The following is a 23,736-nucleotide window of genomic DNA, read 5'->3' on the forward strand; positions in this document are numbered from 1 at the left end:
CAGGGCAGTGACGGTGCCATCCCCGGCAACGGTCACGGCGGCAACGGCACCTTGGGCAACGGTGGCCTGGGCAACGGTGGTCAGGGCAGTGACGGCGCCATCCCCGGCAACGGTCACGGCGGCAACGGGACCCAGGGCAACGGTGGTCAGGGCAGTGACGGCGCTACCCCCGGCAACGGTCACGACGGCAACGGCACCCAGGGCAACGGCCATCGAGAGGACGAGGGGTCGACGTCCGACCCGATCGCTGACCCTCTGCCCCGCCCCTCGGCGCCCCAGGACAAGCCGAGCCCGCAGGGCTCCGGCGACAGCACCACCGGAAACTCGACATCCCAGGAGGATCCGGCGACCGTCCTGCCGCCGTTACGGGTCGGCCCCGCTGAGGCCCCTTTGCAGGCTCTGTCGGGAACCGCCGTGGTCCGTGCACAGGCACTGCTGCGCACGACCGAGATCACGACGATGACGAGCGAGGTGCGCCCGGACGCCCCGACGACGTCGGTCGTCGATGCCGGAACCCGGCCTTCTGCTGGAGCCGCGCCCGAGGGCGCCGCCGCGCTGCCGGAGTCGCTGGCGTACACCGGTGTGAGCGGTGGACTCCTCGGCACAGGTGGTCTGGGTGCGGTGCTCCTGGCCGCGGGGGCGGTCCTGCGCCGCCGGCGGGGCTGAGACAGCCCCGTGTGGGCCGCGCCTGGGACATCGCGCCGTCCTCACCGGTGCGGGCCCGGTGAGGGGGCCACGGCTCCTGCTCAGCGCCAGAGAACATCGGTGGTGCTGATGGTGTGCGGCTTGGTCCTGATGCTGCTGCCGCCCGGGTACCTGTGGTGGTCGGACGTCACGGCCGAGACGTTGCAGGAGCAGGCGGTGGTGCGGATCAGTGACCGGCTGGACTCCGTGGGTCCCGGCCACCCCGAGGAGGCGGCGGCGGGCATGAGTGAGCCGCCGCAGTCCGTGCCGCCGGCCTACGCGGAACCGATCGGCGTCGTCTACGTGCCGCGCTTTGGCGAGGACTACGTGCGGCCGGTCATGGAAGGAGCAGGTGCGGATGTGCTGGACACCTTGGGTCTGGGGCACTATCCCGCCACGGCCATGCCAGGAGAGCTGGGGAACTTCGCTGTCGCCGGCCACCGGCAGTCCAACGGGAAGGCGCTGGACCGCATCCACACGCTGCGGCCCGGAGATCGCATCCACGTGCGCACGAGCCAGGGGTACTACACCTACTCCTACCGGGACAGCGAGATCGTCGCCCCGGACGAAACACGAGTCCTGGCACCGAACCCAGTCGACCCGGCTCAGGCTCCTGTGCAACGGCTGCTGACGCTGACCACCTGTCACCCGCGCTATGGCGCCACCGAACGGCACGTCGCCCGTGCGGTGCTCACGGCCTGGCGGCCCGCGTCCTCGGGTCCGGCGGAGGAAATCGCCACGGCGGTGGCCGCCGCCGGGCGCCTTTGAGACGGTAGCCGGGGCCGCGGTCGAGTGCGCGGAAGCGGTGGCGTCGGAGGCTTCGAGCGCCGAAATTTGCGGCGCTATGGTGTTCCGCGTGGGACGACCTCTGTGGGTAGACGCCGTCGAGGTGCGGGAGTACGGTCCGGTTCTGAGGAAAGCGTTGGGGAAGGATTCCGGCAGCGTTTAGGCATTTGAACGCGTTCTCGGCTCTCCAGGGGGCCGCGTTTAGAGGTTTGAACGCGGGAGCAGCGCTCCGGGTTCCCTGGGTGCCGCAGACTCCATGGTGGGGGTCGGCTCAGGGGGAGCAGGCCGAATAATCTGGGGGATCCATCATGTCTTTCTCACGCGTTCCTGTTGCTCCGTCCGGTGCTTCGTTCCAGCGGGTAGCCAGCCGTGCCGTGGCGGCGTTGGCGATTTCCGCTCTGTTCGGTGGGATCGCCGTGGCCGCACCGGCGCACGCCGCCCCGACGCCGGCGACCTCGGTCAGCGGGATCTGCAACGGTGTGGTCAACCAGGCGGCGCACCGCGGCATGGTGCAGCAGAACCTGCTGAAGGCGGCCGCCAAGAAGAACGCCGCGAAGATCACCCAGTTGCAGGCGGAGAAGGCGGCGCTGGCGAAGACGGCTGAGGAACTCGCCGCGAAGATCGCAACGGAGCAGAAGGCCATTGCCGACCTCGATGCCAAGGACGCGCAGCTGGCCACCGACACCAAGGCCGCCGAGGGCGAGATCGCCGCGCTGACCGCCAAGCGCACCGTGACCGCTGATGCCATGACCGCCACCCAGGAGGTACTCGCCGACCTGGAAACCCAGCGGAGCGATCTGCAGGCTGAGCTCGCACCTCTGGAAGCGGATCTGCAAGCCGCTCAGCAACAGTTCGAGGCTCTCGAGAAGGAGGCCGCTGCGGCCGAGGCGGCCAGCACCGCCCAGCAGGAGCAGATCGACGCCGCCCAGGCGGAGTTCCAGGGCCTCCAGGACGCCGCAACGAAGGCAGCCGCTGCGGTCACCGCGAAGAACGACCAGATCGCTGATGCTCAGGGCCAGCTGAGCGCGTTGGAGGACACCGCCGCCGAGGCCGCGGATGCCCTCACCGCCGCGCAGAACGCCGTCACCGCCGCTGAAGAGGAACTCAAGCGCCTGGAGGACAGTGGCACCGCCGCCCAGGTCGAGCTCGAGAACCAGCAGCAGGAGATCACCGAGGCGAAAACGACCCTGGCCTCCGCGCAGAAGGACGCCGCGGCGGCCGCCGACGCGCTGACCGCGAAGCAGGCGGAGATCACCACGGCCCGAGGCGACCTGAAGACGCTGGAAGCCACCGCGAAGACCGCCGCCGAGGCGCTGACCGCGAAGCAGACGGAGACCACCACGGCCCGAGGCGACCTGAAGACGCTGGAAGCCACCGCGAAGACCGCCGCCGAGGCGCTGACCGCGAAGCAGACGGAGATCACCACGGTGGAGGCGCAGAAGGCCGATCTCCAGAAGCAGATCGAGGCGAAGAACGCGGAGATCACCGCCAAGCAGGCCGAGCTGACCAAGGCCCAGGCCGAGCTGACCACGCTGCAGGAGCGCAAGACCTTCCTGGAGAACGAGATCGCCCGACTGGAAGCCATCAAGGGTGAGGGTCAGACCAAGAAGGAGCGCGAGGCCCAGATCGCCACGTACAAGGCCGAGCTCACGACCGTCAACGCTCAGATCACTGATAAGACCACGCAGATCTCCGGGTTGCAGGGCGACCTGGCCACCCTGCAGACGCAGGTGAACGCCTTGTCCCAACAGCTGACGGTCAAGCAGCAGGAGAGTGCCGCCCTGCAGGTGCAGGTCGCCCCGCTACAGGCCTCGCTGACGGCCGCCAACACCGCAGTGGCCTCGAAGCAGGCCGAGATCACCGCCCTGCAGGGGCAGCTGCCCGCGCTCCAGGCCGCCGTGGAGGAGGCGAACACGGCGGTGACGGCCAAGCAGACGCAGCTGAGCACCTTGGAGGGCCAGCTGCCGGGGCTGCAGGAGACGGTCACCGCCGCCAACGCTAAGGTCACGGAGCAGGAGAAGCTCGTCGCCGATCTGGAAGCCGCACTGCCGGGGCTCACCGAGGGTGTCGAGGCCGCCCAGCAGAAGATCGTCGACCAGAAGACGGTGCTGACCGGCCTGCAGAGCGAGCTGGCGAAGGCGACGAAGAACCTTGAGTCCGCGGAGACGGACGTCGCCACCCAGAAGGCCGAGCTCGACAAGCTGCAGGGGGAGCTGCCGGCGCTGACCGCGGCCGCGCAGGACGCCGCTAAGGCAGTGGTCGCCAAGCAGGGGGAGATCACCGCGCTCAACACGCAGATGGACACTCTCGTGGCTAAGGTGACTGCGCTGAACGCCCAGGTCGCCGCGAAGGAAGCCGAGGTCCTGGGCCTGCAGGGCCGCGTCGCTCCGCTCCTGGAGCAGCTGAACCAGCTCAACGGCGAGATCTCCGCCGAGGAGTCCCGGCTGAAGACGCTGCAGGCTCAGGTGCTCACCCTGGACGGACAGGTCACCGCAGCACAGAAGAAGCTCGCCGAGCTGCAGGCGACCAAGAAGCAGAACAAGGATGCGATCGCCGCTCAGAAGGCCGTCGTGATCCAGCTCGAGGACCAGCTCGGTGCCCTCCAGAACCAGATCAAGGCCATCGATAGCACGATCGTCCTCGGCGGCTGCGTCGCCTGATCCTGGCCCAGACAGGCCCAGGAGACCGCGCCGGCCTCCCGACGGTGGAAGGGCCCCGGACACCACGATCCGGGGCCCTTCCCCGTCGGGCCCCCGGCCAGGCGACCATCCCAGCAGCGGAGGAAGATGAGCTGCTATGCACGAGGGCACCGAAAGACTTCCAGGCCCTGACGACGCCAACACCTCGGCGGCAGAATGCCCCGACTGGTGCGTCGCCGGGCACGGCGTGCACGGAGGTGAGGAGGACTGGATCCACGTCGGCGAACCGCTCTTCGTGGCCGACGGCGGCACCACCGCGCGACTGTGCATGTCCGTCGACCCGGAAACCGGGGCCCGGGACGGGCCCTACGTCCTCATCGGCTCCAGCGAGTACACCCCGGCAGCGGCCCTCGCCCTAGGCCGGGCCCTGATGGCAATGGCAACTGCAGCCACCCCCGGCGACACCAAACAAGAACTGCCCTAAGCGGGGAATACACCGACTGCTCCATGAGACCGCACAGCATCACACGGACTGGGCAGGCAATGAGTCACTTTCGAAGACGCGGGGGCACCGGTAGAACCTGCGCTGGCCCGCGAGGCTCTATTCCTTCCTCAGGAGACGGAAGGCGCTCTCGCGGTCCTTGACCCGCAGTTTGCGCAGGACCGTGGAGACGTGGACACGCACCGTGGTTGGTGAGAGGAACAGCTTGTTCGCCACGCCCTCGGTGGTCATTCCTTGGGCCAGCAGTTCCATGACCTCCCACTCGCGTGGGGTGAGCTTCGCGGCGGCCTCGGACTTGCGGCGGAAGCCCCTTCGGCCGGGTGCTCTGAACTCCTCCATGATGCGCGTGACGAGTTCTGGGGACATTGCCGCCTGCCCGGAGAGCACCCCGCGCAGGGCCTCGGCCAGGGTCGCCGGGTCTGTGCTCTTGAGCAGGTATCCGGAAGCGCCGGCCCGCAGGGAGTCGAAGAGATCCTCGTCATCCGGGGACTGGGTGAGCATCACGACGGCGGTCAGCGGCAGGCTCCGGCTGATTTCCTGAGCGGCGTGGATTCCGTTGCCGGGCATGTGGATGTCCAGCAGTGCCACGTCGGGGCGGAGCTTCGTGGCGAGCCGAACGGCTTCCTCGGCAGTGGCGGCTTCCCCGCAGACCTCACAGCCGTCCGTCTCCAGGGCCTGGCGGATCCTCGCGCGAATCCAGGGGTGGTCGTCGGCCGTCACGACCCGGAGCCGGTCCTGCGCTACCACCTCACGGCCACCACGCTTCCTTCTCCGGGTTGTGACGTCACCTCGAGGGACCCGGGTAGGGTCCGGGCCCGGTCCCGCATGCTGATCAGACCATAACCCGCATTGGCGCCCGTGGCGCGGACGACGTCGAAACCCGTGCCGTCGTCTTGGATCACCAGTCGACGGTGGTCACCGTCCGTACCCAGACTCACGCACAGGTGTCCGGCGCGGCCGTGGCGCACCGCGTTGGCCACAGCTTCACGGGTGATGCGCAGCAGCGTGTGCTGTTGCTCCGGGCCGGCGTCAATGGAGTCGTCGACGTCAATCTCCAGGCGGACCTGGTACCTCTGGGCCAGTTCCCGCGCCGCCCGGTGCAGCACGAAATCCAAAGGCTCGTCCCCCGCATGACCGAGGGCGTGTACCGCGGCGCGGGCCTCGTCCAGCGCCCGGTCGCAGGTAGTGAGGATCCGGTCCCTGGCCGGGGAGCCCGGTGGGAGGCCATGACCGTCCATCCGAAGCAGCGCGAGCTCCTGAATGACCCCGTCGTGGAGCTCCCGGGCCAGACGCCGGCGGTCCTCGAGCACCGCCACCCGGGAAGAATCGTCCCAGTACTGCTCGATCTCACGGGTGGCCCCGATCAGCAACAACATGTAGAAACCGGTCCGCAGCAGATCACCGGTATAGAGCCAGTCGGTGTACAGCGAGGGGAACAACGCATAGTTGACGCGGGCGAAAGCGGCCAGGGCGCAAGCCGGGCCGAGCCAGCGCAGCAGCGGATCGGTACGATCCGCCGCGCGCGTGGTGAAGACGATGGAGGCGATGAAAAAGCACAACGCTGCGGCTACCTGGGCGGTCATCAGCAGTGGGTGGCCGGTGAACAGGGCGGGTTGCGTGGTTGCATCCGCTGACCGATCGAGCGCCACAGGCAGTTGATGCCGCCAGACCCACAACATCGAGGACGTCACGACGACGACCGCCACGGGCGCGGCCACCGTCCACGGCCACGAGGGCAACGGTGCTTCTCGAGCCGGGCTCACCACCGCGGCGGCCGCGACGAGGACCGCACCGATGAGCCGAAGCGCCAGAGGGAGCCAGATGTCGAGGGTGCCGTCGCGGTTCTCGCCCAACGTCTCGGCAACCCACGACAGGCCGATCCCGGCGACCGCCAATAGCACGAGACCTTGGGCGAGCAGCAGATCCTGCAGTCGCTGGCGGCGCGCGAACCGGCCGAACAACAGATACGCCACCAACAGGGCCACGCAGGCGTCCACCGAGTCCAGCACCAGATGCAGAGACGGGTTGCGGTAACCGACCAGCACGTGGGGGCTCCACACCAGCAGAGCGGTCACCACGAGCCCGATCGCCCACCCAGCCGCCGTCAGCCGGACGGCACCCCCAGAACTTCCCTCCTCATGGCGGTCCTCCACTGGCACGTTGAATTCGCCCGGTGATAAGGGGTCAATATTCGCTCGGCGTTGACAGGCGGATTGCATGCAATGGATCCTACGGCCGTCCCAGGACTACAACATGCCCGCACCCGCCCCTCCCGACACCCAGACCTGAAGGGTCGCACCCTGGTGCCGCGGGGTTAGCTACAGTCTCAGGACCGATCGAACAGTTGATGATTGACCCGCAGACAGCGGAGCCAACAGCGGCTCCGGCTCTTTTGCTTTACATATGGCTGACTACCGGCCACTTCCCACGAGCGTGACGCTGCCGTGGGATTCCCTTCCGGATAGTTCTCAGGCGTCACCGAGAGATTCCGGGCTTGGGCCTGAGGCATTCCGGGGCATTGAGTTCTACGACCACCTCGCGGGGCCTGCCAAGGTCAAGGCCGTGGGGTTCGTGTGGTGCGGTGGAGAGCAGGACTTGGCCTCGGCGATGTCTACTGCTGAACCTCGCTCCGGGCAATGTGATGTCGAGGCTGGCGTGGACCTCTCCGAGTTGCCGAGAGTGCACCTGTTGTCGGTGAGTGCGGCGGACAGGGCTTTCTCTGCTCGATCCGCAGGTTCTGCACACCGAATACCAATTAAGAGCTTCCTGGTATTGAGCGTGCTTAGGCCACGGAGTGGAGTTAGTGGGGTTCCTCGCTCTTCAGCGTGGTTCCGACCGTCCATAGTTCCGGGTCGACTTCGTTGGCCAGCACGCGGACGGAGGAAAGCGGAGCTTCAAGGGTGCGAGAGACCGTCTTGGCAACCTCTCGCAGGCATCCCTGAACCATGCTGCGGTCTCGACCGGCGACCATGTTGATGGTGACGATGGGCATTTTTCTCCGTTCTTCGAGCCCCGTCGGGGCTGATGGGTGGAGCAGTGGCTTGAAGTGTGAACCTGTTGCCGGTCGGGGATGGGAGTGTCGTTGTGGTGAGCGACCGGTAGGGGCGCCGGCGCCGCCTACTGCTGCTCGTCGCTTCGGGCGAGGATGATGTCGAAACGGGTGCGAGCCCAGTTCTTATCCTTTAGGTCGCGGCCGTCGGGGGTGGGAGTGCCAGCGGGTTGGACTTCGAAGCGCTTAATGAGTGAGTCCTGGACGCCGAACACCGAGTCGCCGATCTCGATCTGCGGATCACCCTCGACGAAGATGTGGGTGACCAGGGTCCGCAGGCCTTCGGCGGTGACCATGAAGTGCAGGTGCGAGGCGCGCACTGGAGACCGGTTGGTTGCCTCGAGCATCTTGCCCACGGGCCCGTCGTGCGGGATCGGGTAGGGGGTCGGGGTCAGACCCCAGAACCGGAATTCCCCGTGCTGGTCGGTGAACAGGTGGGCGCGACCGGCGATCCGGTGGTCGTCGTACTGGACGTCGTAGAAGCCGTCCTCGTCAGCCTCCCAGACCTCCACCCGCGCCCCGGGTACGGGGATGCCGTGGGTGTCTTTCACGGTGCCCTCTACCCAGCAGGGCTGCCCGTGCGCAGACCCGGCGATGTCCCCGCCCAGTTCGATGTATGGGGCGTCCTCGAGGAAGAACGGCCCGAAGACGGTGGCCTCGGTGGCGTTCTCGGTGGTGGGGTTGTTGACCAGGATGGTCTGCATGGAGGCCCCGAGGACGTCGGAGAGCAGGATGAACTCCTGGCGGCGGTCGTCGGTGATTTGCCCGACGGCGGTGAGGAACTCGATGGCAGTGCCCCACTCCTTTTCAGTGAGGCGAACCTCGCGGACGAAGTCATGCAGGTGCGTGGTCAGCGACTGCATCACCTCCTTGAGCCGCTCGTTTGGGGTGTGGTTGAAGGAAGCGAGAACCCGTTCGGTCAGCGCCTGCTCGCGGGCGGCCTGCTCTGCGGAGACGGGCGTGGTGCTGGTGGTCTCGGTCATGGTGTGCTCCTGCTCGGTGCGGTGACTCAGTGGGTGGCCGGCTCGGTGTCCGGACGGTAGGGGCGGGTGGGGGTGTTGCCCGTGAGGGCGTCGGTGAGCAGGGCCGTGACGTTCTCCTCGGTTACGGCCACGGGGTTCGACGCAGGGGCGGCCTTGAGCACCCGCTCAACCGCCTCGGGAATCCCGGCTTCGGTAAACCCGTAGTCGGAGAGTCTGAATGGGGCCTCCACCGCCTCGCACAGAGCATTGAGCGCGTTCACCGCGGCCTCGGGCCCTGCGGCCGAGCTCGCGGCGGGCTGCCCCAGGGCGGTGGCCAGTCGGCTGGCCAGCTCAGGGACGGCAGGCGCGTTGAAGGCCAGCACGTAGGGCAGCACGGTGGCGTGGGTCTGGGCGTGGGGCAGGTCGAAGGTACCCCCCAGCACGTGGCAGATCTTGTGGTGCATTCCCGACCCCGCGCTGGCGAAGGAGACCGCCGCCAGGTAGCAGCCGTAGAGCGCCTGCTCACGAGAGGCGAGGTCGTCGGGATCAGCGACGATCCCGCGCAGGGCCAGGTTCAGCGCCCGGGCTCCTTCCAGAGCGAGGGCCTGGTTGAGCGGGTCGGCCTTGGGCGCCCACAGGGAGTCCACACAGTGGGCCAGGCCGTTAAGCCCGGAGGCCACGGACAGCCCCACCGGCAGGGTGGCTGACAGGTGCGCGTCGTAGACCACGGTCACGGGGAGAACTTTGTCGTCGACCCCGGTGGTTTTGGTGCGGTCCTCGGTCATGCCCCACACGTTGGTGGCCTCGGACCCGGCGTAGGTGGTGGGCACAGCGATGATCGGAAGGCCGGTCGTCAGTGCCACGGCCTTGGCCAGGCCGGTGGTGGAGCCTCCGCCGACGCACACGATGGCGTCGATCCCGTGCTCGGTCGCCGCCCCCCGGGCGGCTTCGGCTTTCTCGACCGGCACGTGCTGGACGACCTCGTCCCACCAAAGTGCGGTGGCGACGCCTGCCGTGGCTTGTTGGGCCAGATGCTGCTCTGGTGGGGCGGCGATGACCATCACCTTCGAGGCCTCCAGGCGGGACAGCTCGGCGGCCACGTACTCGGCAGCGCGCCCGGAACCGAAGAGCACTCGTTGGCCCAAGGTCGTGTGTTGGAAGTTCAGCATGGTGGATCACCCGTCGTTGAGCGGCGTGGCCCCTGGGCGCACACCGGGATATAGCTGGCGGTGGAAGGAGGGAAGGACGAGGTGTGCTTATTTATGGGTCTTCGGCACCGGGGTGGGCTCGAAGGCCAGTAGGCGCCACTGGTCGCTCTCTCGCACCCACACGGAGATGCACAGGTTTTCCAGCCGCTTGGAGGCGCCGGCAGCCAAAATGTCGGCGTTCATGCTGCCGACGACCACGGCGGTGTCGTTGACGACGATGACGTCCTCGATCGGGTGGTCGATGTGCTCGTAAACGTAGAACTGCTGCTTGAGCTTGTCCATGTACGACTCCAGGGTGTCCCGGCTGCCGTCGGAGTGGGTGTAGGTGAGGTCCGTATGGCACAGCTTGGCGAAATCCTCGGCGGCTCCACGCAGCATGGCGTCGTAGCGCTGGTCCTCCAGCTGGCGAATCTGGGCCTTGGTGTTGAGGTCGGCCGTGGAAGTCGTGAGGGTCATGGGGCTGCGTCCGTTCTGTCCGGAAGGGCTCAAGGTGGTGTGTCCACATAAAAGTGAAGCAGGACTGTACAGTGACGTCAACCACAGTCACCCAGGACGTGTTGACGCTTCTTTCACAAGTGATCCTGCTGCGGATAGCAGCCCGTTGTATCCGCATGGGATCGCCGTTTTTTGCCTACCTCGTGGTTGACAGGTGACTCGGGTCACTGTTTGATGTAAGAGCACGGTGTACAGCAGTAGTTTACAAAGCTGAGGACACCAGCGTGATCCGGTCCACACTCACCAGGGAGTCCTGCCTTGAGAACCACTCCAGATCCGGCACCCGTCAGTCCCGTGGACGACGGCGTGATCGTTCCCTCCAGGGAGACCTCTTCCTCTCAGATCGGGCCGGGGCGACGTCAGTTGCCTCGCGGCCTGAGCGCTATCGTCATCGCCACGGTGGCCCTCTTTGCCGTCAGTGCTGTGGTGGCCCCGGCAAGCGTGAGCGGCAACGCAATACTGAGCATGCTCCCGTTCGCGGCAATCCTGGCCATCGTGTCCCTGGGGCAGACTCTGGTGGTCCAGCAAGGCGGTATCGACCTGTCGGTCCCCGGTGCCTTCTCCCTGGCGGTCGTCCTGATCACCAAGGCGCCCACGGACAACTTGACCAATGTCGCTGTGATGGCTCTGCTGGCAGTGGCCGTGATGTTCCTGGCCGGATTCATCTCCGGTGTGATCGTGGCCTACGTGCGCGTGGCGCCCATCGTGGTCACCCTGGGCATGAATGCCCTGCTGATCGGCACCACCTGGGCAGTGTCCGCCGGAGCGGCCCGGCCGTCCCCGAACTCCTGGTACCGGGTCGCGACAGCCGACCCGTTGGGGATCCCGGTTCCGGTGATCATCGCGGTCGTGCTGACCGTCGTGCTGACCGTCATCACGAAGATGACGCCCTGGGGGCGCCGGTTCGAAGCGGTGGGGGCCAACCCACGCATGGCGGCTGCGGCCGGCATCCGCCCTGCTACGTCGATGGTCATGGCTTACGCTGCCGCCACCGCCCTGTACGCGGTGGGCGGAATCCTGCTGGCCGGTCTGATCAACACTCCCAGCATCCGTGAGGGCGACTCCTACCTGCTGGCCTCCGTGGCCGTGGTGGTGCTGGGCGGCACGTCGTTGCTGGGCGGTAAGGGCAGTGTCATCGCCACGGCCATTGCCGCCATCTTCTTCACTCAGGTGGACCGCATGGCCCTCACCTTGGGCTTGGGCCCCGGGGTCCAGACGCTCATTCAGGCCCTGGCGTTGGCACTGGGTGTGCTGGCCCACCGCAGCCGCAACCGGACCGGCCGCCGCTCCTAGCGGCAGACTCGGCCCCCCCCCTCGGGACCTCATGCCGATCTCCACCGACCTCAGAACCACGGAAAGTAGGGCACCGACGTGTCGAACTACGCGCGCAAGCTATGGGCTGTCAGCGCCATCATCGCTCTGACGGGATGCAGCTCCGCTTCTCCCGAAGCCCAGCCTCCGGCGGACGCCGCCCAAGGTTCCTCGGCTGAGGTCCCCGCCTGGTGCGGCGGCACTCCGGCCGTCGTCGGCTTCGCCGACGGCGCTGGCTCCAACAGCTGGAAGCGGCTGAACCGGGCGGAGATCGAGGACGAGGTCTCCCGCTGTCCCAGCGTGGAGGACTTCATCTACCTCAACGCCCAGGGTGACACCCAGAAGGCCGTCTCGGACATCAACAGCCTGGTCGCCCAGGGCGCCACCGGCATCCTGGTGTTCCCTGACGCCGGGGAAGCCACCTTACCGGCCATCCGCAACGCCTACCGCAGCGGTGCCACGGTGGTGCCCTACCGGGTGTCCCCCGGGGGCACGCCGGGGGAGGAGTACACCACCTTTGTGGCCTCCAGCTTCCCCACGATCGGGGAACTGTGGGGGGAGTGGCTGGTGGACAACCTGCCCGAGGGCGGCAACGTCTTGTTCCTGGGCGGGCCCCCGGCCAACTCCCAGAACCTCGCGGTCAACGAGGGGTTGCAAAAGGTCCTCAAGGATCACCCAGAGATTCAAGTTATCGGCGACCAGCCTTTCACAGTCACCAACTGGAACCCGGCCCAGACCCAGCAGGTGACGGCGACCATGATCAACAAGTACCCGCAGATCGACGCGGTCGTCGCCGATTTCGCGGCCACCAGCATCATCAGCGCCTTCGAGCAGGCCGGACGGGACATTCCGCTGATTGCCACCGCCGACGTCAACGGCCTGTCGTGCAAGTACCAGGAAAAGCTCGAGGAGGGGGAACCATTCGATCTGCTGACGGTCAACTCCCAGACCTCCATGGGCCGGCTGGCCGCTCAGCACGCCATTGCCGGGGCCACCGGCGGGGAAGCACCGGCGGCGACGGAGGACATCCCGCATGTCTTCGAGGACTCGGTCTCCGGTGAGCCGCAACAGCCCGTCTGCGAACCAGAGCTTCCAGAGGACGCGATTCTCTCTGGGGAGCTGTCCAAGGAGCAGGTCGCCGAGGTCCTGCGCTAGCACCCTCTTGCGCGCAATCGCATCCACGATCACCCACGACGACAAGGGTTCATCATGAAGAACAGCACCGCCAGGGCGATGCAGGATCCCGCCCTCAGCGCGGAGGATCCCATCCTCAGCGTAGAGAGCGTCTCCAAGACCTTTGGGCCGGTCAAAGCCCTTCAGGACATCTCGATCACCTTCTACCCCGGTCAGGTGCACGCCCTCCTCGGGGAGAACGGTGCCGGCAAGTCCACCCTCATGGGCATCATTTCCGGGGCCCTGGACCCTTCGGCCGGGTCCATCCTCGTCGGGGGAGAGAACCGGAAGCGGCTGACCCCGGAGGAGGCCGTCCGCCACGGCATTTCCATCGTCCACCAAACCCCGGCACTGGCCCCGGACCTGACGGTGGCCGAGAACATGGCCTTGACCGTGCCCGAGTCCATGCGTCCTCCGCTGGCTCAGCTGGACCCGTGGGTGCGTGAGCAGCTGAGCAAGGTCGGCAGCACCGTTTCCCCCTCGGCGCAGTGCGCGGATCTGCCCATCTCCGACCTGCAGCTGATCGAGATCGCCCGAGCCCTGGCCGTGGACACCCGTCTGCTCATCCTCGATGAGCCCACCGCCCCGCTGGATCAGGACAAGGTGGCGCTCCTCTTCGAGAAGGTTCGTTCCATCGCCGCCGCCGGGGTCGGCGTCGTCTACATCACCCACCGGATCCCGGAGATCCGGGAACTGGCCGACACCATGACCATCCTGCGTGACGGGCGGATGCGCGGCACTTACGATCCCCAGGCGAAGACCGACGACGAGATCGTGGCCTTGATCGCAGGGCGGGAGATCGAGGCGGTGTTCCCGGACAAGGGTCTCCAGCAGTTCGCCGAGCGTCCCGCACTGGAGGTGCGCAACCTCTCCAACGAGATCCTCTCCGATGTGTCGTTCAAGGTCCGGCCCGGGGAGATCGTGGGCATCGCCGGGGTGGCCGGCAACGGCCAGCCCCAGGTGCTGCGGTCCCTGGCCGGCCTGGAGCCGGCCAAGGGCGAGGTCCTCATCGAGGGACAGGCCCTGAAAATGGGCAGTGTGTCCCGGTCCCGGTCCGCTGGGCTCGTGTTCATGCCGGCCGACCGGGCGAAGGAAGGGGTGCTGCCCGGCTTCTCCATCCGCGAGAACGCGACGCTCAGCGCCCTGGGACGCTTCCGTCGCGGCATCACCGTGAATTCCTCCGCCGAATCCCAGGAAGCATTGGGGATGACCCGGGGGCTGGGCGTGAAGGCCCCGAGCCTGGACACCCCGGTGGGCAACCTCTCGGGAGGCAACCAGCAGAAGGTGGTCCTGGCCCGGGCACTGCTGGCCAACCCTCGGGTGGTCCTCACCGAGGAGCCGACCCAGGGTGTGGACGCCGGTGCGCGCTCGGAGATCTACACCCAGCTGCGGGCGGCCGCCGCCGACGGACTAGCGGTCCTGGTGGTCTCCTCCGACGCGATGGAGCTCGAAGGACTGTGCGACCGCGTCATCGTGATGTCCAGCGGATCGATCGTGACCGAGCTAGAGGGCGACCAGGTCACCGAGACCAACATGATGCAGGCCATGGTCGCCTCCCACACCCAACGCCACACCCGCGATCGCGACGATGCCCCCACCCGGTCCAAGACCCGGGGGGGCTTCGATGCCGCCACACTGCGCAACTCCGCCCCCACCGTGGTCATCTCCGCGGCGATCCTGGCCATTGGGCTGTTGGGCATCGTGACCAACATCCGCTTCATCGGGGAACCCAACATCTACGCGGTGCTGCTGTCGACCTCCGCCCTGGCGCTGGTCGCCCTGGGGCAGTTCCTGGTGGTGATGACCGGCGGAATCGACCTGTCGGTGGGCCCGCTGACGGGATTGGTGCTGGTGATCAGCTCCTTCTTCTGGACCGAAGACGCCGGCGAGCTGGTCTCGGCAGGTGGCCTGGCCATGATCCTGGTCGTGGCCGCAGCCATCGGAGCCCTCAACGGAGCCCTGGTCGCGCTGCTGAATCTCCCGGCCGTCGCCGCGACCTTGATCACCTACATCGCCATCCAAGGCGTCTCGCTGCTGCTGCGCCCGCAGATCTCCGGCTACATCGCCGTCGACACCCTCGACCTCATCAATACCCGGATCGGGGTGGTGCCGGTGGCGTTCATCATCGTCTGCCTCCTGGGGGCAGTCATGGCCTTCATCCTGCAGCGGACCTTGCGAGGGGTGGCCTTCCGGGCCACCGGCTCCGCCCCCGCCATCGCCACCAAGGTCGGGGTGCCAGTGCGCTGGTACACCTTCGCCGCCTACGTGCTTGCCGCCCTGCTGGCCGCCCTGGGAGGAATCATGCTGGTGGGCCAGGTCGGGGTCGGTGACCCCACCCAGGGCGTAGGTTTCACCCTCTCCAGTATCACCGTCGTGGTGGTGGCCGGCACCCTGCTGCGCGGCGGGGTCGGTTCCCCGGTGGCGGTGCTACTGGGGGCGATCCTGCTGCAGACAATGTTCTCCCTGACCAATTTCCTGCAGCTGAGCAGCCAGTGGCAGTACTGGGTCCAGGGCGCGATCATTCTCGCCGCGGCGGTGTTCTACATCAGCCTGCGCAACAGTAAGAAGCTCAACGCCACGACATAACGCCGAACCCGCTCGCGCTCCGGCGCCTCCTCACGCTTTATTGACCGAAAGGACTTCCCATCATGGACGCCCTCCAGTTCCAGGCCCCCCACCAGACGAAAGGCCAGACCACCATGAAGGCTCTCCAGTTCCAGGCCGCCGGCGAGGCGAAGGTCGTGGACATCGACATCCCTGAAATCGCCGCCGACGAGGTGCTCGTCGCCGCCCGCTCCGTCGGGGTGTGCCACTCCGACATCGAACTCCTCGAAGGCCGATACATCATTCCCTTCGAGTACCCGATCATTCCCGGCCACGAGTGGTCCGGCGAGGTCGTGCGTACCGGTGCCGACGTGGACTCCTTCACCGTGGGCGACCGCGTGGTCGGGGAGTGCGTCATCGGAGAGGACCATTTCGGCTTCTCGATCAGCGGCGCCGCCGCCGAATTCTTCGTGGCCAAGGCCGCCTGGCTACACCAGCTGCCCGACAACGTCTCCTACACCAGTGGCGCCCTGGTGGAACCCTTCAGCTGCGGCTACTACGCCCTGCTGAAGGCCGGCAACGTCAACGCCAGCGACGTCCTGGTCGTCCTCGGCGCCGGGCCCATCGGTCTGGGCGTGGTGGCGGCTGCGGCCATCATGGGCGCCCAGACCCTTGTCGTGGAGCCCTCCGAGGCCCGCCGCCAGGCGGCCCTACAGCTGGGAGCCCGCGAGGCCGTGGCCCCGGATGCGGTGGAGGAGATCCTGGGCCGGCTCAGCAACGGGCGCGGCGCCGACGTCGTGGTCGAAGCCACCGGCCGCCCGGACGTGATGGCCTCCGCCCTGGAGATCGCTGGGCACGGGGCCCGCCTGGTCTACGTCGGCATTGACGTCGGTAATGCCGCCCCGGCGCGGCTGGGGCTGATCCAGTCCAAGGAACTGTCGGTGTCCGGTTCCATCGGCTCCCCGGGCGTGTGGGAGGCCTGCCTGCGATTCATGGCAGCCAGCGGCTTGGACCTGGGCTCCCTGGTCACCCAGGAATACCCCGCCGAACGCGCCATCGAGGCCCTGAAAGCCTCCCGGGACTCGGCCACCAACATCAAGGTGCACATGAAGTTTGAGGGCACCCTCTAGGCCAGCCCGCCTCGAAGCCAACGATGGATCACCGTCACCAACGAAACGAGGAACAATGGACCGCCTGAAGGACAAGGTGTGCATCATAACCGGGGCCGGCAATGGAATGGGACAATCCACAGCCCAACGATTCGGTGCCGAAGGCGCCCGGGTAGCCGTCACCGACATCTCCTCCCGCGATGGCGAGGAAACCGTCCGCCTCATCACCGAGGCCGGAGGCACCGCCCAGTTCTGGCTCCTTGATGTCAGCCGCGAGGACCAGGTCGCCGAGGTCTTCGCCGACATCGCCGACTCCTTGGGGGGCATCGACGTCTTGGTCAACAACGCCGGGATCTCCGGCGTGGATAAGCCGACCCACGAAGTCACGGAGGAGGAGTGGGACCAGGTGTTCGCCGTGGACGTCAAAGGTGTCTTCTTCTGCACCAAGCACGCGGTGCCGCACCTGCAGCAAGGCGGCGGCTCGATCGTGAACGTCTCCTCCATCTACGGACTCGTGGGCTCCCACGAAATGGCTCCGTACCACGCCGCCAAGGGAGCGGTCACCATCATGACCAAAAAGGATGCCGCCACCTACGGCCGCGACGGGATCAGGGTGAATTCAGTGCACCCCGGAACAATTCTCACACCTTTTGTGCGGGAATTAGCCGAACGCGGTGAAGGTGGTCTGGCAGGATACCTGAGCATCATGGAACCCAAGCACCCCATCGGGCATGTGGGAGAACCCGATGACGTCGCCAATGCCATTCTTTTCCTCGCTTCCGACGAAGCGAGATTTGTCCACGGGGCGGCCCTGACCGTAGACGGTGGATATACAGCCGTCTAATGCGACGGAGGGGCGCTGCGCATGTGCAGCGCCCCTCCGTATCATTGTTCTTAATGGAATCTTCCGTGGATCACCCAGATGGCCACACATTCTTCGTCCGAAAAAGGATTGCTGAGCCGGTGAGGAATGGACGAGTCAAAACTGATGCTGTCGCCCGGATTCAGCACCTGACGGGAAAAAGCCACCTGGACCTCCAATCGACCCGACAAGACGTGAAAGTATTCCTTACCACCATGATGCATCAAATTATCCACCGGGCACGACTCGGTATCCGGCGGGTAAGTGACTCGCAGGAATTCGATCTCGGGATCTTCCGTCAGCGTCAAACGCTCCCACCGCACACCGTTGAGGAAAATTTGCGGGCGCTGGTCTGCCCGCTGCAGCCCCGGCAACTGCCCTACCTCCGGAAGAGGGTTGACCTCTTCGCTGGGCCCGTTGCCGTTGGAGTGCGGCACGGCCAGCGCTCCCACGGCGTCAGCCTCCACACTCGGCGGGCTGACCGGGCTGGAAGTCGTCGACAAGACGGCCGACCCCTCGCTCATCAGCTCGTCGACCGAGATGTTCAGTTCCCGGGCCACAGCGAACAGCGTTCCGACGGAAGGGGTCGCCCGACCCAGCTCGATTTGCGACATGAAGCTGGCCGAGACTCCGACCAGACGAGCGAGTTCTCGAAGGGAAATTCCCTTCGCGGTCCGGACCGTGCGCAGTCGCTGGCCGAGCTGGGGGCTGCTGGCTTCTTTGGGCGCTGCATCCGAAGCCCGCGTTTGTTTTTCCAAGGGGTGACCCTCCTGATGGCGGCTGTCCGACTGTTCGCTCCAGGAAACATCAACTGGATTCCCATATGCCGAGAAGTCCGACTTATGGAGACTCTCAGGGTGGGAGGTGACGTCCGTCTTAGCTGCAACCGGTGCATTAGAGTGTGACTATATTATGCCACAGCTCTCTCGGGCGAATAGACGATGTGCGGGAGCCCGGGTGTCTTTTTCTCGCCGGGTCCCTTGGGCGACGCAGGGCCTTGTGCCCCGCAGACGGTTGGCGGGTGACGGTCCGGTGAATGCCTGACTGGGCACGCAAAATATTTGTTTCAGCGGCGATGGGTGGCGTTTTGAGAGCGCCCCCTGGGGCATAGCTGCTTTTTAATTCACTGACCTGTGATTGGCGTATCCAAAGTTTTTGACGAAGCACTTCCGACCCATGGTGAATTGGTGTTTATTCTGAGGAAAATCCGGCCCTGCGGACCAGTGTCCGACGGGGTTTTATGAGGAGTAAATTGTGGAAAATTTGATGAAAGCAGCCGTCTACTACGGTCCCCGAGATATTCGCATGGAGCAGGCGCCGGTGCCCGAGCAGGCCGAAGGGGAGGCGCTGGTCAGAGTCCTGCGCTCCGGTATCTGCGGAACGGACGCAGGGGAGTGGACGGCCGGGCCCAAGGTGTTCCCGGTACTCCATCAGCACCCCAACAGCGGTCATGTTGGCCCCATGATCCCCGGCCACGAGTTCGTGGGTGAGATCGTGGCCGTCAACGGAGACGATGCGTTCCAGGCCGGGCAGGTCGTCGTCTCCGGCGCCGGGGTGTCTTGTGGGCAATGTGATCGGTGCCGGGAAGGGCGAACGAACATGTGTCGGCAGTACAAGACCCTGGGGCTGAACATGAACGGTGGCATGGCCGAATACGTCTCGGTCCCCACCCGGACCCTGGCGCTCGTCCCCGATGGGGTGTCGGCCGACCACGCCGCCCTGGCCCAACCACTGGCGGTGGGGATCCATGCGGCCCGACGCTCCCAGGCGAAGTCCGGCGACAACGTAGTGATCATCGGTGCTGGTGCTATTGGTTCTTTTGTGCTGGCTGGGCTTCTGCACCTGGAAGCGGTCAATGTCGCCGTTATCGATTTCCCCGGCCCGAAGCTGGACCGGGCGCGGAAGCTCGGTGCCCAGTACTGCCTGGAGCCCCACGACGGGTTGGCAGAACAGGTCATCGACATATTTGGGGGCAAGCCCGACGTGGTTATCGAGGCCAGTGGAGCCCCGGGGCAGCTGGCGTTCAGCCTCGGCCTGGTCCGTGACGGCGGACGCGTGCTTGGTGTAGGTATCCCCAAGAAGGCCGTGGAGATGGACATGCACTCGATGATTTTCCGTGAGATCACCCTGGAGACGACTCTGGCCCACGTGTTCAAGACCGACATCCCCGCGGCCCTGGAGATCCTCGCCGAGGGCGTGCTCGGGGAAGAGCTGGCTGAAAGCCCCGTGCCGCTGTCCCAGCTCGGGGAGGCCCTCGACAGGTTGGCCTCCGGAAGCGTCGAAGGCAAGGTCCTGATCGACCCCTCCCTATGAGAATCCGCCACCCGATCCGGGGCCTCTGCCTATAGGCACGGCGGCTCCGGCAGATCGGAGCTCCGACGTGCCACTGAGCGTGTAAGCGCGAAACAGGCCGACCCGTCCCAGTTCGTCCGCCGCCGATAGCCACCGGCGGCGGGAACTCATGCGGGCTGGCAAGAACAACTTTCACCAACCTAGGAGATGTGACAACACCATGGCATCATCAACCCGACACCCCACAGCCCTAGTGGTGGGCGCCAGCGGCATCGCCGGTTCGGCGATCATCGAACAGCTGACCCAGCGCGAGGACTGGGAAGTGCTGTCCCTGTCCCGCCACCCCATTCCCGGAAGCCCGGTGCGGCATATCAGCGCTGACCTTCGCTCCCCGGAAAGCTTGGCCGCGGCCCTGGCCGGGGAGCGGCCCACGCACGTGTTCTTCACCGCCTGGTCCCGCCAAGCCACCGAGAAGGAGAACATCGAGGTCAACGCCGGGATGCTGCGCAACCTCCTGACCGCACTGGACCACGCCCCGGTGGAGCACGTGGCGCTGATGACGGGGCTCAAGCACTACATGGGCCCGTTCGACGCCTACGGAAAGGGGCAGATGCCCGACACCCCCTTCAGGGAGGACGAGCCGCGCCTGCCGGTGGAGAACTTCTACTACGCCCAGGAGGACGAGCTGTGGACCGCCGCCGGCTCCCAGGGCTTCCGCTGGTCCGTGCACCGGGCGCACACGGTCATCGGCCACGCGGTGGGCAACGCCATGAACATGGGCCTGACGCTGGCCGTGCAGGCCTCGATCTGCCGGGAGACCGGCCGCCCGTTCGTCTTCCCCGGCTCCGAGACCCAGTGGAGCAGCCTCGTCGACATGACCGACGGGTCCCTGCTGGCCGAGCACATGATCTGGGCCGCCACGGAGGCCCCCGGGAGCGAGGCCTACAACGTGGTCAACGGCGACGTCTTCCGGTGGCGGTGGATGTGGCCGAAGCTGGCCGCCTACTTCGGGGTCGAGTGGGAGGGCTACAAGGATGCCCCCCGGCCGCTGGAGGAGCAGATGCACGGAGCGGAGGAGGTATGGGGCCGGCTTGTGGATCAGCACCAGCTCATCGAGCCCGATCTAGGCCGGCTGGCCTCGTGGTGGCACACGGATGCGGATCTGGGGCGGAACTTCGAGGTCGTGGCCGACATGGCCCGCAGCCGGCTGGCCGGCTTCACCGGCTACCGGCGGACCGAGGACTGCTTCACCAGCCTCTTCGACCGATACCGCGCCGAACGCATCATTCCCTGATCGGACCCTCAAAGCTGCCTATGGGCCATCAGTAACCGAATCCGGCTCTACTGGGACACATCGCGGAACATCAGGCGATGCCACACCGCCTGATGTTCCGCGGGCCCTCTTGGCGCTACTGGCGAACTCCTGCCAAGGCCCTCATGGCCCGGCATTCGCATTACATATGGCGGATTAGCGGTTGTCCTTCGACAAAGTAGTGACCGTCCTCGAGGCGGACGACATGCTGGTCAGCACCATGCTGGACCGCTTGGGACGGTCGACGCAGAGCATGCTCGTCCTCGCCAAGGGGTTACAGGTCAGGGGTGCCGGGATGCGGATGCTCTACCTGGGTGGGGCAGACATGGACACCCACATCCCGATGGGCTCGACGGTTTTCACCGCACTGGCCCCGATGGAGCTGGTGAACGAGGGGGGCTGATCACCGACTCGCTGGGCATGGGAAGAACCGCCGGCAGGGGCCTCGGCGGGCGATGCCAGACTTTCACCGATTCCCGGATCTGCAGCGACCACCGTCGCTTGGAGGCTGGGGGCCGGCCGTGGTGGTTCCCCCTCCCCCCGCCATCGATGGGGCAGGGCGTCGACGGAACCGCTGGTGGGACGTAGCGTCTTGGGCATGGTGGAAAAGGTGCAGCGGTCGGCGTTTGACACCCGCGACCGGGCTGAGGGCCTGGCTGTGCTGGAGCAGGTCTATGCCGTCCAGGGGGCGCGCCGGGGATCGGACGAGGATTTCGCCATGCGCGTGTCCACGGCCGGGGTCGGGCCGGTGAGCCTGGAACGGGTGTGCTGGCAAGGGGCTCCGGCGGGCGGGGTCGGGGAGCATCCCGGGGTGCTGCGGGTCGGGCAGGTGCTGGGAGGGTCGGTCAACGTTTCCAGTGGCCGGGACGTCCTGGCGTGCCAGGGCCCGTTCTTGTTGCCCCGGGGTCCGTATCTGAGCTGGTGGGAGGGTCTGGACATCCTGTCGCTGTCCCTGGACGCTGCGGTGGTCCAGGACCAGGCCCGGGCCCTGTCGGGGTCCGAGACGTTGCGCCTGGAGTTCACCGGAGCCGGCCCGGTGAGTCCGGCCCTGGGCCGGTACTGGTCGGTCGGCGTCACCCATCTGTCCCGGAGCTTGCAGTCTGGTGACGAGGTCATGATCAACCCGTTGCTGCAAGCAGAGATGACCCGGTCTCTGGTCACCGCCCTGCTGCACACCTTCCCGAACTCGTTCGTGGAGCGCCACCGGGCCCCCGTCCCAGAGCCCCGGCCCGGTTCCCGGGGGGTGCGGCGGGCGGTGGCGTTCATCGAGGCCCACCTGGGCGAGCCGATCGGGATCGCTGAGATCGCCGCAGCCGCCCGGATGAGCCCCCGGGGGCTGCCAGCGGCCTTCCGGCGTGAGCAGGGGACCACGCCGCTGGGGTATCTGCGGATGAGGCGGCTGGAGGCCGCCCACGCCGATCTGGTGGCCGCCGATCCCACTGCGGGGGTGAGCGTGGCGGTGATCGCCGCCCGCTGGGGATTCGCCCATCCGGGGCGGTTCGCCGCCGCCTACCGCGACCGCTACGGGCAGGCGCCCTCGGCCACCCTGCACACCTGAACGCGCCTCCGCACCTGCCCCCGCCCTGAAGGGGGGCCCGGTTGGGCCTTGTCAGCGGGGCATCGGTGACGCTCCGCTGACTGCTGAGGCCCCTGCTGGGGGCTGGTGCGCGCCTAGACTGGCACGAACATATCCACCGGCGTGCTCCCGGAGGGGGTTCCCGGCGCAGTGGCCGTCACCGCTGCCGGTGATCACGGCCCGGGGGCGGGAGAGCACGCGCTGCCCGCGGGAAGACCGACAACACTGCGGGACGGGCCGAGGAGGGGGCAAGCCGATGAGCCGGCCGATCCACCACGAGGCCACCGCCAGCGAGCCGGAGGCCGTGACGGAGCTGTTCGCCCAGCTGGGGGTGCGGTTCTCCTTCGACCCGGCCGGGCCCGGTTTCTCCTACCGGGAGACCCGGGACGGGAACGAGCACGTGAGCGTGGCCCGGCTGTCCATGGGTGGTGAATTCTCCACCTGGGGCGACACCGAGGTCTTCGGGGTGGCCCAGGTGCGCGGGGCCCGCTACGACTGGTCGACCTCCGACGACCAGGGCTCCGGGCTGGGGCACCCGGTCCTGTTCCGTCCCGGACACCCGGCCCTGGTCGTGGCCAGGGCCTTGGAGGCCACCAACATCTACCTCACCGCGGCCGTACTGCAGGAGGTAGCCGACACGGTCTACGGCCTCGAGCACACCCCGGTGGCCTTCGTCTCCTCCCGCCCGGCCAGCCCGGCCCTGGGACACTACTGGTCCGGGCTGGTCGGCTGGGCCGCCGAGGCCGCGGCCGCCGCACTCCTGGAGGAACCGTTGGTGCGTACGGACCTCACCCGTCGTCTGGCGGTGGGCATGCTGGAGTGCTTCCCGCTGACCGGGGACCGTGAAACCCGGTCACTGTCGATGGCCGCCCAGGCCCGCCGCTACCGGATCGCCGTGGCGTTCCTCGACGACAACGCCCAACGGCCCATCACCGTCGAGGACGCCGCCCTCGCCGCGAACACCACCACGACCGCCCTGGTGCGGGCCTTCCGGGCCAACCACCCCCTGGGCCTCACCCCGGCCCAGTACCTCCGGCGGGTGCGGCTGGCCGGCGCCCACGAAGACCTCCTCCATGGTGATCCCACGACCGGGGACACGGTCAGAGCGATCGCGATCAGATGGGGCTTCCCCCACCCGGGCCGCTTCGCCGGCGCCTACCGCGAGGCCTACGGGGTTCCCCCGCGCTGGACCCTCGAGCGCTGAACCCCCGCCCGCCTCCACGGCTGCTGAA

Annotated in this window: 20 protein-coding genes and 1 pseudogene; 14 read left to right on the forward strand and 7 right to left on the reverse strand. The window is 67.0% G+C overall.

Annotation, left to right across the window (positions count from 1 at the left end):
• The 4 genes and pseudogenes from ACH9D2_RS02410 to ACH9D2_RS02425 form a co-directional block, all read left to right on the forward strand.
• Positions 1 to 666 (forward strand): annotated as a pseudogene (locus tag ACH9D2_RS02410) (hypothetical protein); the annotation flags it as partial.
• 108 nt (positions 667 to 774) lie between these two features.
• A complete protein-coding gene (locus tag ACH9D2_RS02415) occupies positions 775 to 1,452 on the forward strand; it encodes a class E sortase (protein WP_396361158.1) in 678 nt (225 codons plus the stop codon).
• Positions 1,453 to 1,778: 326 nt separating this feature from the next.
• The gene (locus tag ACH9D2_RS02420) at positions 1,779 to 4,130 is read left to right on the forward strand and encodes a chromosome segregation ATPase (RefSeq protein WP_396361159.1); all 2,352 of its coding nucleotides are present in this window, start codon (positions 1,779 to 1,781) and stop codon (positions 4,128 to 4,130) included.
• 136 nt (positions 4,131 to 4,266) lie between these two features.
• A complete protein-coding gene (locus ACH9D2_RS02425) occupies positions 4,267 to 4,593 on the forward strand; it encodes a DUF6907 domain-containing protein (RefSeq protein ID WP_396361160.1) in 327 nt (108 codons plus the stop codon).
• Positions 4,594 to 4,710: 117 nt separating this feature from the next.
• On the opposite strand, the gene ACH9D2_RS02430 is transcribed toward ACH9D2_RS02425, so the two are convergent.
• From ACH9D2_RS02430 to ACH9D2_RS02455, 6 genes are all read right to left on the reverse strand, one after another.
• On the reverse strand, positions 4,711 to 5,331 hold the full coding sequence (locus ACH9D2_RS02430; RefSeq protein ID WP_396361161.1) for a response regulator: 621 nt from the start codon (positions 5,329 to 5,331) through the stop codon (positions 4,711 to 4,713).
• A gap of 20 nt (positions 5,332 to 5,351) precedes the next feature.
• On the reverse strand, positions 5,352 to 6,686 hold the full coding sequence (locus tag ACH9D2_RS02435; RefSeq protein ID WP_396361162.1) for an ATP-binding protein: 1,335 nt from the start codon (positions 6,684 to 6,686) through the stop codon (positions 5,352 to 5,354).
• Positions 6,687 to 7,411: 725 nt separating this feature from the next.
• On the reverse strand, positions 7,412 to 7,603 hold the full coding sequence (locus ACH9D2_RS02440) for a tautomerase family protein (RefSeq protein ID WP_396361163.1): 192 nt from the start codon (positions 7,601 to 7,603) through the stop codon (positions 7,412 to 7,414).
• A gap of 125 nt (positions 7,604 to 7,728) precedes the next feature.
• On the reverse strand, positions 7,729 to 8,643 hold the full coding sequence (locus tag ACH9D2_RS02445) for a dioxygenase family protein (RefSeq protein ID WP_396361164.1): 915 nt from the start codon (positions 8,641 to 8,643) through the stop codon (positions 7,729 to 7,731).
• A 26-nt stretch (positions 8,644 to 8,669) separates the two neighbouring features.
• Positions 8,670 to 9,791, reverse strand: coding sequence for an iron-containing alcohol dehydrogenase (locus tag ACH9D2_RS02450; RefSeq protein WP_396361165.1), 1,122 nt, complete (start codon positions 9,789 to 9,791; stop codon positions 8,670 to 8,672).
• Positions 9,792 to 9,878: 87 nt separating this feature from the next.
• A complete protein-coding gene (locus tag ACH9D2_RS02455; protein ID WP_396361166.1) occupies positions 9,879 to 10,286 on the reverse strand; it encodes a DUF4440 domain-containing protein in 408 nt (135 codons plus the stop codon).
• A 345-nt stretch (positions 10,287 to 10,631) separates the two neighbouring features.
• Here ACH9D2_RS02455 and ACH9D2_RS02460 point away from each other — a divergent pair, with 345 nt between their 5' ends.
• The 5 genes from ACH9D2_RS02460 (at position 10,632) to ACH9D2_RS02480 (ending at position 17,306) form a co-directional block, all read left to right on the forward strand.
• On the forward strand, positions 10,632 to 11,618 hold the full coding sequence (locus ACH9D2_RS02460) for an ABC transporter permease subunit (RefSeq protein WP_396361167.1): 987 nt from the start codon (positions 10,632 to 10,634) through the stop codon (positions 11,616 to 11,618).
• Positions 11,619 to 11,696: 78 nt separating this feature from the next.
• Positions 11,697 to 12,791, forward strand: coding sequence for a substrate-binding domain-containing protein (locus ACH9D2_RS02465; protein WP_396361168.1), 1,095 nt, complete (start codon positions 11,697 to 11,699; stop codon positions 12,789 to 12,791).
• 54 nt (positions 12,792 to 12,845) lie between these two features.
• Positions 12,846 to 15,395, forward strand: coding sequence for an ATP-binding cassette domain-containing protein (locus ACH9D2_RS02470; protein ID WP_396361169.1), 2,550 nt, complete (start codon positions 12,846 to 12,848; stop codon positions 15,393 to 15,395).
• Positions 15,396 to 15,457: 62 nt separating this feature from the next.
• Positions 15,458 to 16,483 (forward strand): zinc-binding dehydrogenase, encoded by a 1,026-nt coding sequence (locus ACH9D2_RS02475; protein ID WP_396361170.1) that lies wholly within the window; start codon positions 15,458 to 15,460, stop codon positions 16,481 to 16,483.
• A gap of 55 nt (positions 16,484 to 16,538) precedes the next feature.
• Positions 16,539 to 17,306, forward strand: coding sequence for a glucose 1-dehydrogenase (locus tag ACH9D2_RS02480; protein WP_396361171.1), 768 nt, complete (start codon positions 16,539 to 16,541; stop codon positions 17,304 to 17,306).
• A 50-nt stretch (positions 17,307 to 17,356) separates the two neighbouring features.
• On the opposite strand, the gene ACH9D2_RS02485 is transcribed toward ACH9D2_RS02480, so the two are convergent.
• Positions 17,357 to 18,082 carry a cupin domain-containing protein gene (locus ACH9D2_RS02485; protein ID WP_396361172.1) on the reverse strand — a complete coding sequence of 242 codons (726 nt, stop codon included), beginning with the start codon at positions 18,080 to 18,082 and terminating at the stop codon, positions 17,357 to 17,359.
• Positions 18,083 to 18,590: 508 nt separating this feature from the next.
• Here ACH9D2_RS02485 and ACH9D2_RS02490 point away from each other — a divergent pair.
• The 5 genes from ACH9D2_RS02490 (at position 18,591) to ACH9D2_RS02510 (ending at position 23,708) form a co-directional block, all read left to right on the forward strand.
• Positions 18,591 to 19,637 carry an alcohol dehydrogenase catalytic domain-containing protein gene (locus ACH9D2_RS02490; protein ID WP_396361173.1) on the forward strand — a complete coding sequence of 349 codons (1,047 nt, stop codon included), beginning with the start codon at positions 18,591 to 18,593 and terminating at the stop codon, positions 19,635 to 19,637.
• 199 nt (positions 19,638 to 19,836) lie between these two features.
• Positions 19,837 to 20,910 carry an NAD-dependent epimerase/dehydratase family protein gene (locus ACH9D2_RS02495; protein ID WP_396361174.1) on the forward strand — a complete coding sequence of 358 codons (1,074 nt, stop codon included), beginning with the start codon at positions 19,837 to 19,839 and terminating at the stop codon, positions 20,908 to 20,910.
• Between the two features lie 181 nt (positions 20,911 to 21,091).
• Positions 21,092 to 21,331, forward strand: coding sequence for a recombinase family protein (locus ACH9D2_RS02500; protein ID WP_396361175.1), 240 nt, complete (start codon positions 21,092 to 21,094; stop codon positions 21,329 to 21,331).
• Positions 21,332 to 21,526: 195 nt separating this feature from the next.
• Positions 21,527 to 22,486: a helix-turn-helix domain-containing protein gene (locus ACH9D2_RS02505; RefSeq protein ID WP_396361176.1), complete on the forward strand. Its 960-nt coding sequence runs from the start codon at positions 21,527 to 21,529 to the stop codon at positions 22,484 to 22,486.
• A gap of 274 nt (positions 22,487 to 22,760) precedes the next feature.
• Entirely contained in the window at positions 22,761 to 23,708 is a 948-nt protein-coding gene (locus ACH9D2_RS02510) for a helix-turn-helix domain-containing protein (RefSeq protein ID WP_396361177.1), read from the forward strand.
• Positions 23,709 to 23,736: the final 28 nt, after the last annotated feature.

Origin of the sequence: Kocuria rhizosphaericola, assembly GCF_044462205.1 — a bacterium.
GTDB classification, from domain to species: Bacteria; Actinomycetota; Actinomycetes; order Actinomycetales; family Micrococcaceae; genus Kocuria; species Kocuria rhizosphaericola.

Excerpts from the sequence above, each read along its gene's own strand:
- ACH9D2_RS02425 (WP_396361160.1), top strand. The coding sequence starts at position 4,267 with ATGCACGAGGGCACCGAAAGACTTCCAGGCCCTGACGACGCCAACACC.
- ACH9D2_RS02455 (WP_396361166.1), bottom strand. The coding sequence starts at position 10,286 with ATGACCCTCACGACTTCCACGGCCGACCTCAACACCAAGGCCCAGATT.
- ACH9D2_RS02450 (WP_396361165.1), bottom strand. The coding sequence starts at position 9,791 with ATGCTGAACTTCCAACACACGACCTTGGGCCAACGAGTGCTCTTCGGT.
- ACH9D2_RS02505 (WP_396361176.1), top strand. The coding sequence starts at position 21,527 with ATGGTGGAAAAGGTGCAGCGGTCGGCGTTTGACACCCGCGACCGGGCT.
- ACH9D2_RS02470 (WP_396361169.1), top strand. The coding sequence starts at position 12,846 with ATGAAGAACAGCACCGCCAGGGCGATGCAGGATCCCGCCCTCAGCGCG.
- ACH9D2_RS02495 (WP_396361174.1), top strand. The coding sequence starts at position 19,837 with ATGGCATCATCAACCCGACACCCCACAGCCCTAGTGGTGGGCGCCAGC.
- ACH9D2_RS02490 (WP_396361173.1), top strand. The coding sequence starts at position 18,591 with ATGAAAGCAGCCGTCTACTACGGTCCCCGAGATATTCGCATGGAGCAG.
- ACH9D2_RS02510 (WP_396361177.1), top strand. The coding sequence starts at position 22,761 with ATGAGCCGGCCGATCCACCACGAGGCCACCGCCAGCGAGCCGGAGGCC.
- ACH9D2_RS02440 (WP_396361163.1), bottom strand. The coding sequence starts at position 7,603 with ATGCCCATCGTCACCATCAACATGGTCGCCGGTCGAGACCGCAGCATG.
- ACH9D2_RS02420 (WP_396361159.1), top strand. The coding sequence starts at position 1,779 with ATGTCTTTCTCACGCGTTCCTGTTGCTCCGTCCGGTGCTTCGTTCCAG.
- ACH9D2_RS02445 (WP_396361164.1), bottom strand. The coding sequence starts at position 8,643 with ATGACCGAGACCACCAGCACCACGCCCGTCTCCGCAGAGCAGGCCGCC.
- ACH9D2_RS02480 (WP_396361171.1), top strand. The coding sequence starts at position 16,539 with ATGGACCGCCTGAAGGACAAGGTGTGCATCATAACCGGGGCCGGCAAT.
- ACH9D2_RS02415 (WP_396361158.1), top strand. The coding sequence starts at position 775 with ATGGTGTGCGGCTTGGTCCTGATGCTGCTGCCGCCCGGGTACCTGTGG.
- ACH9D2_RS02475 (WP_396361170.1), top strand. The coding sequence starts at position 15,458 with ATGGACGCCCTCCAGTTCCAGGCCCCCCACCAGACGAAAGGCCAGACC.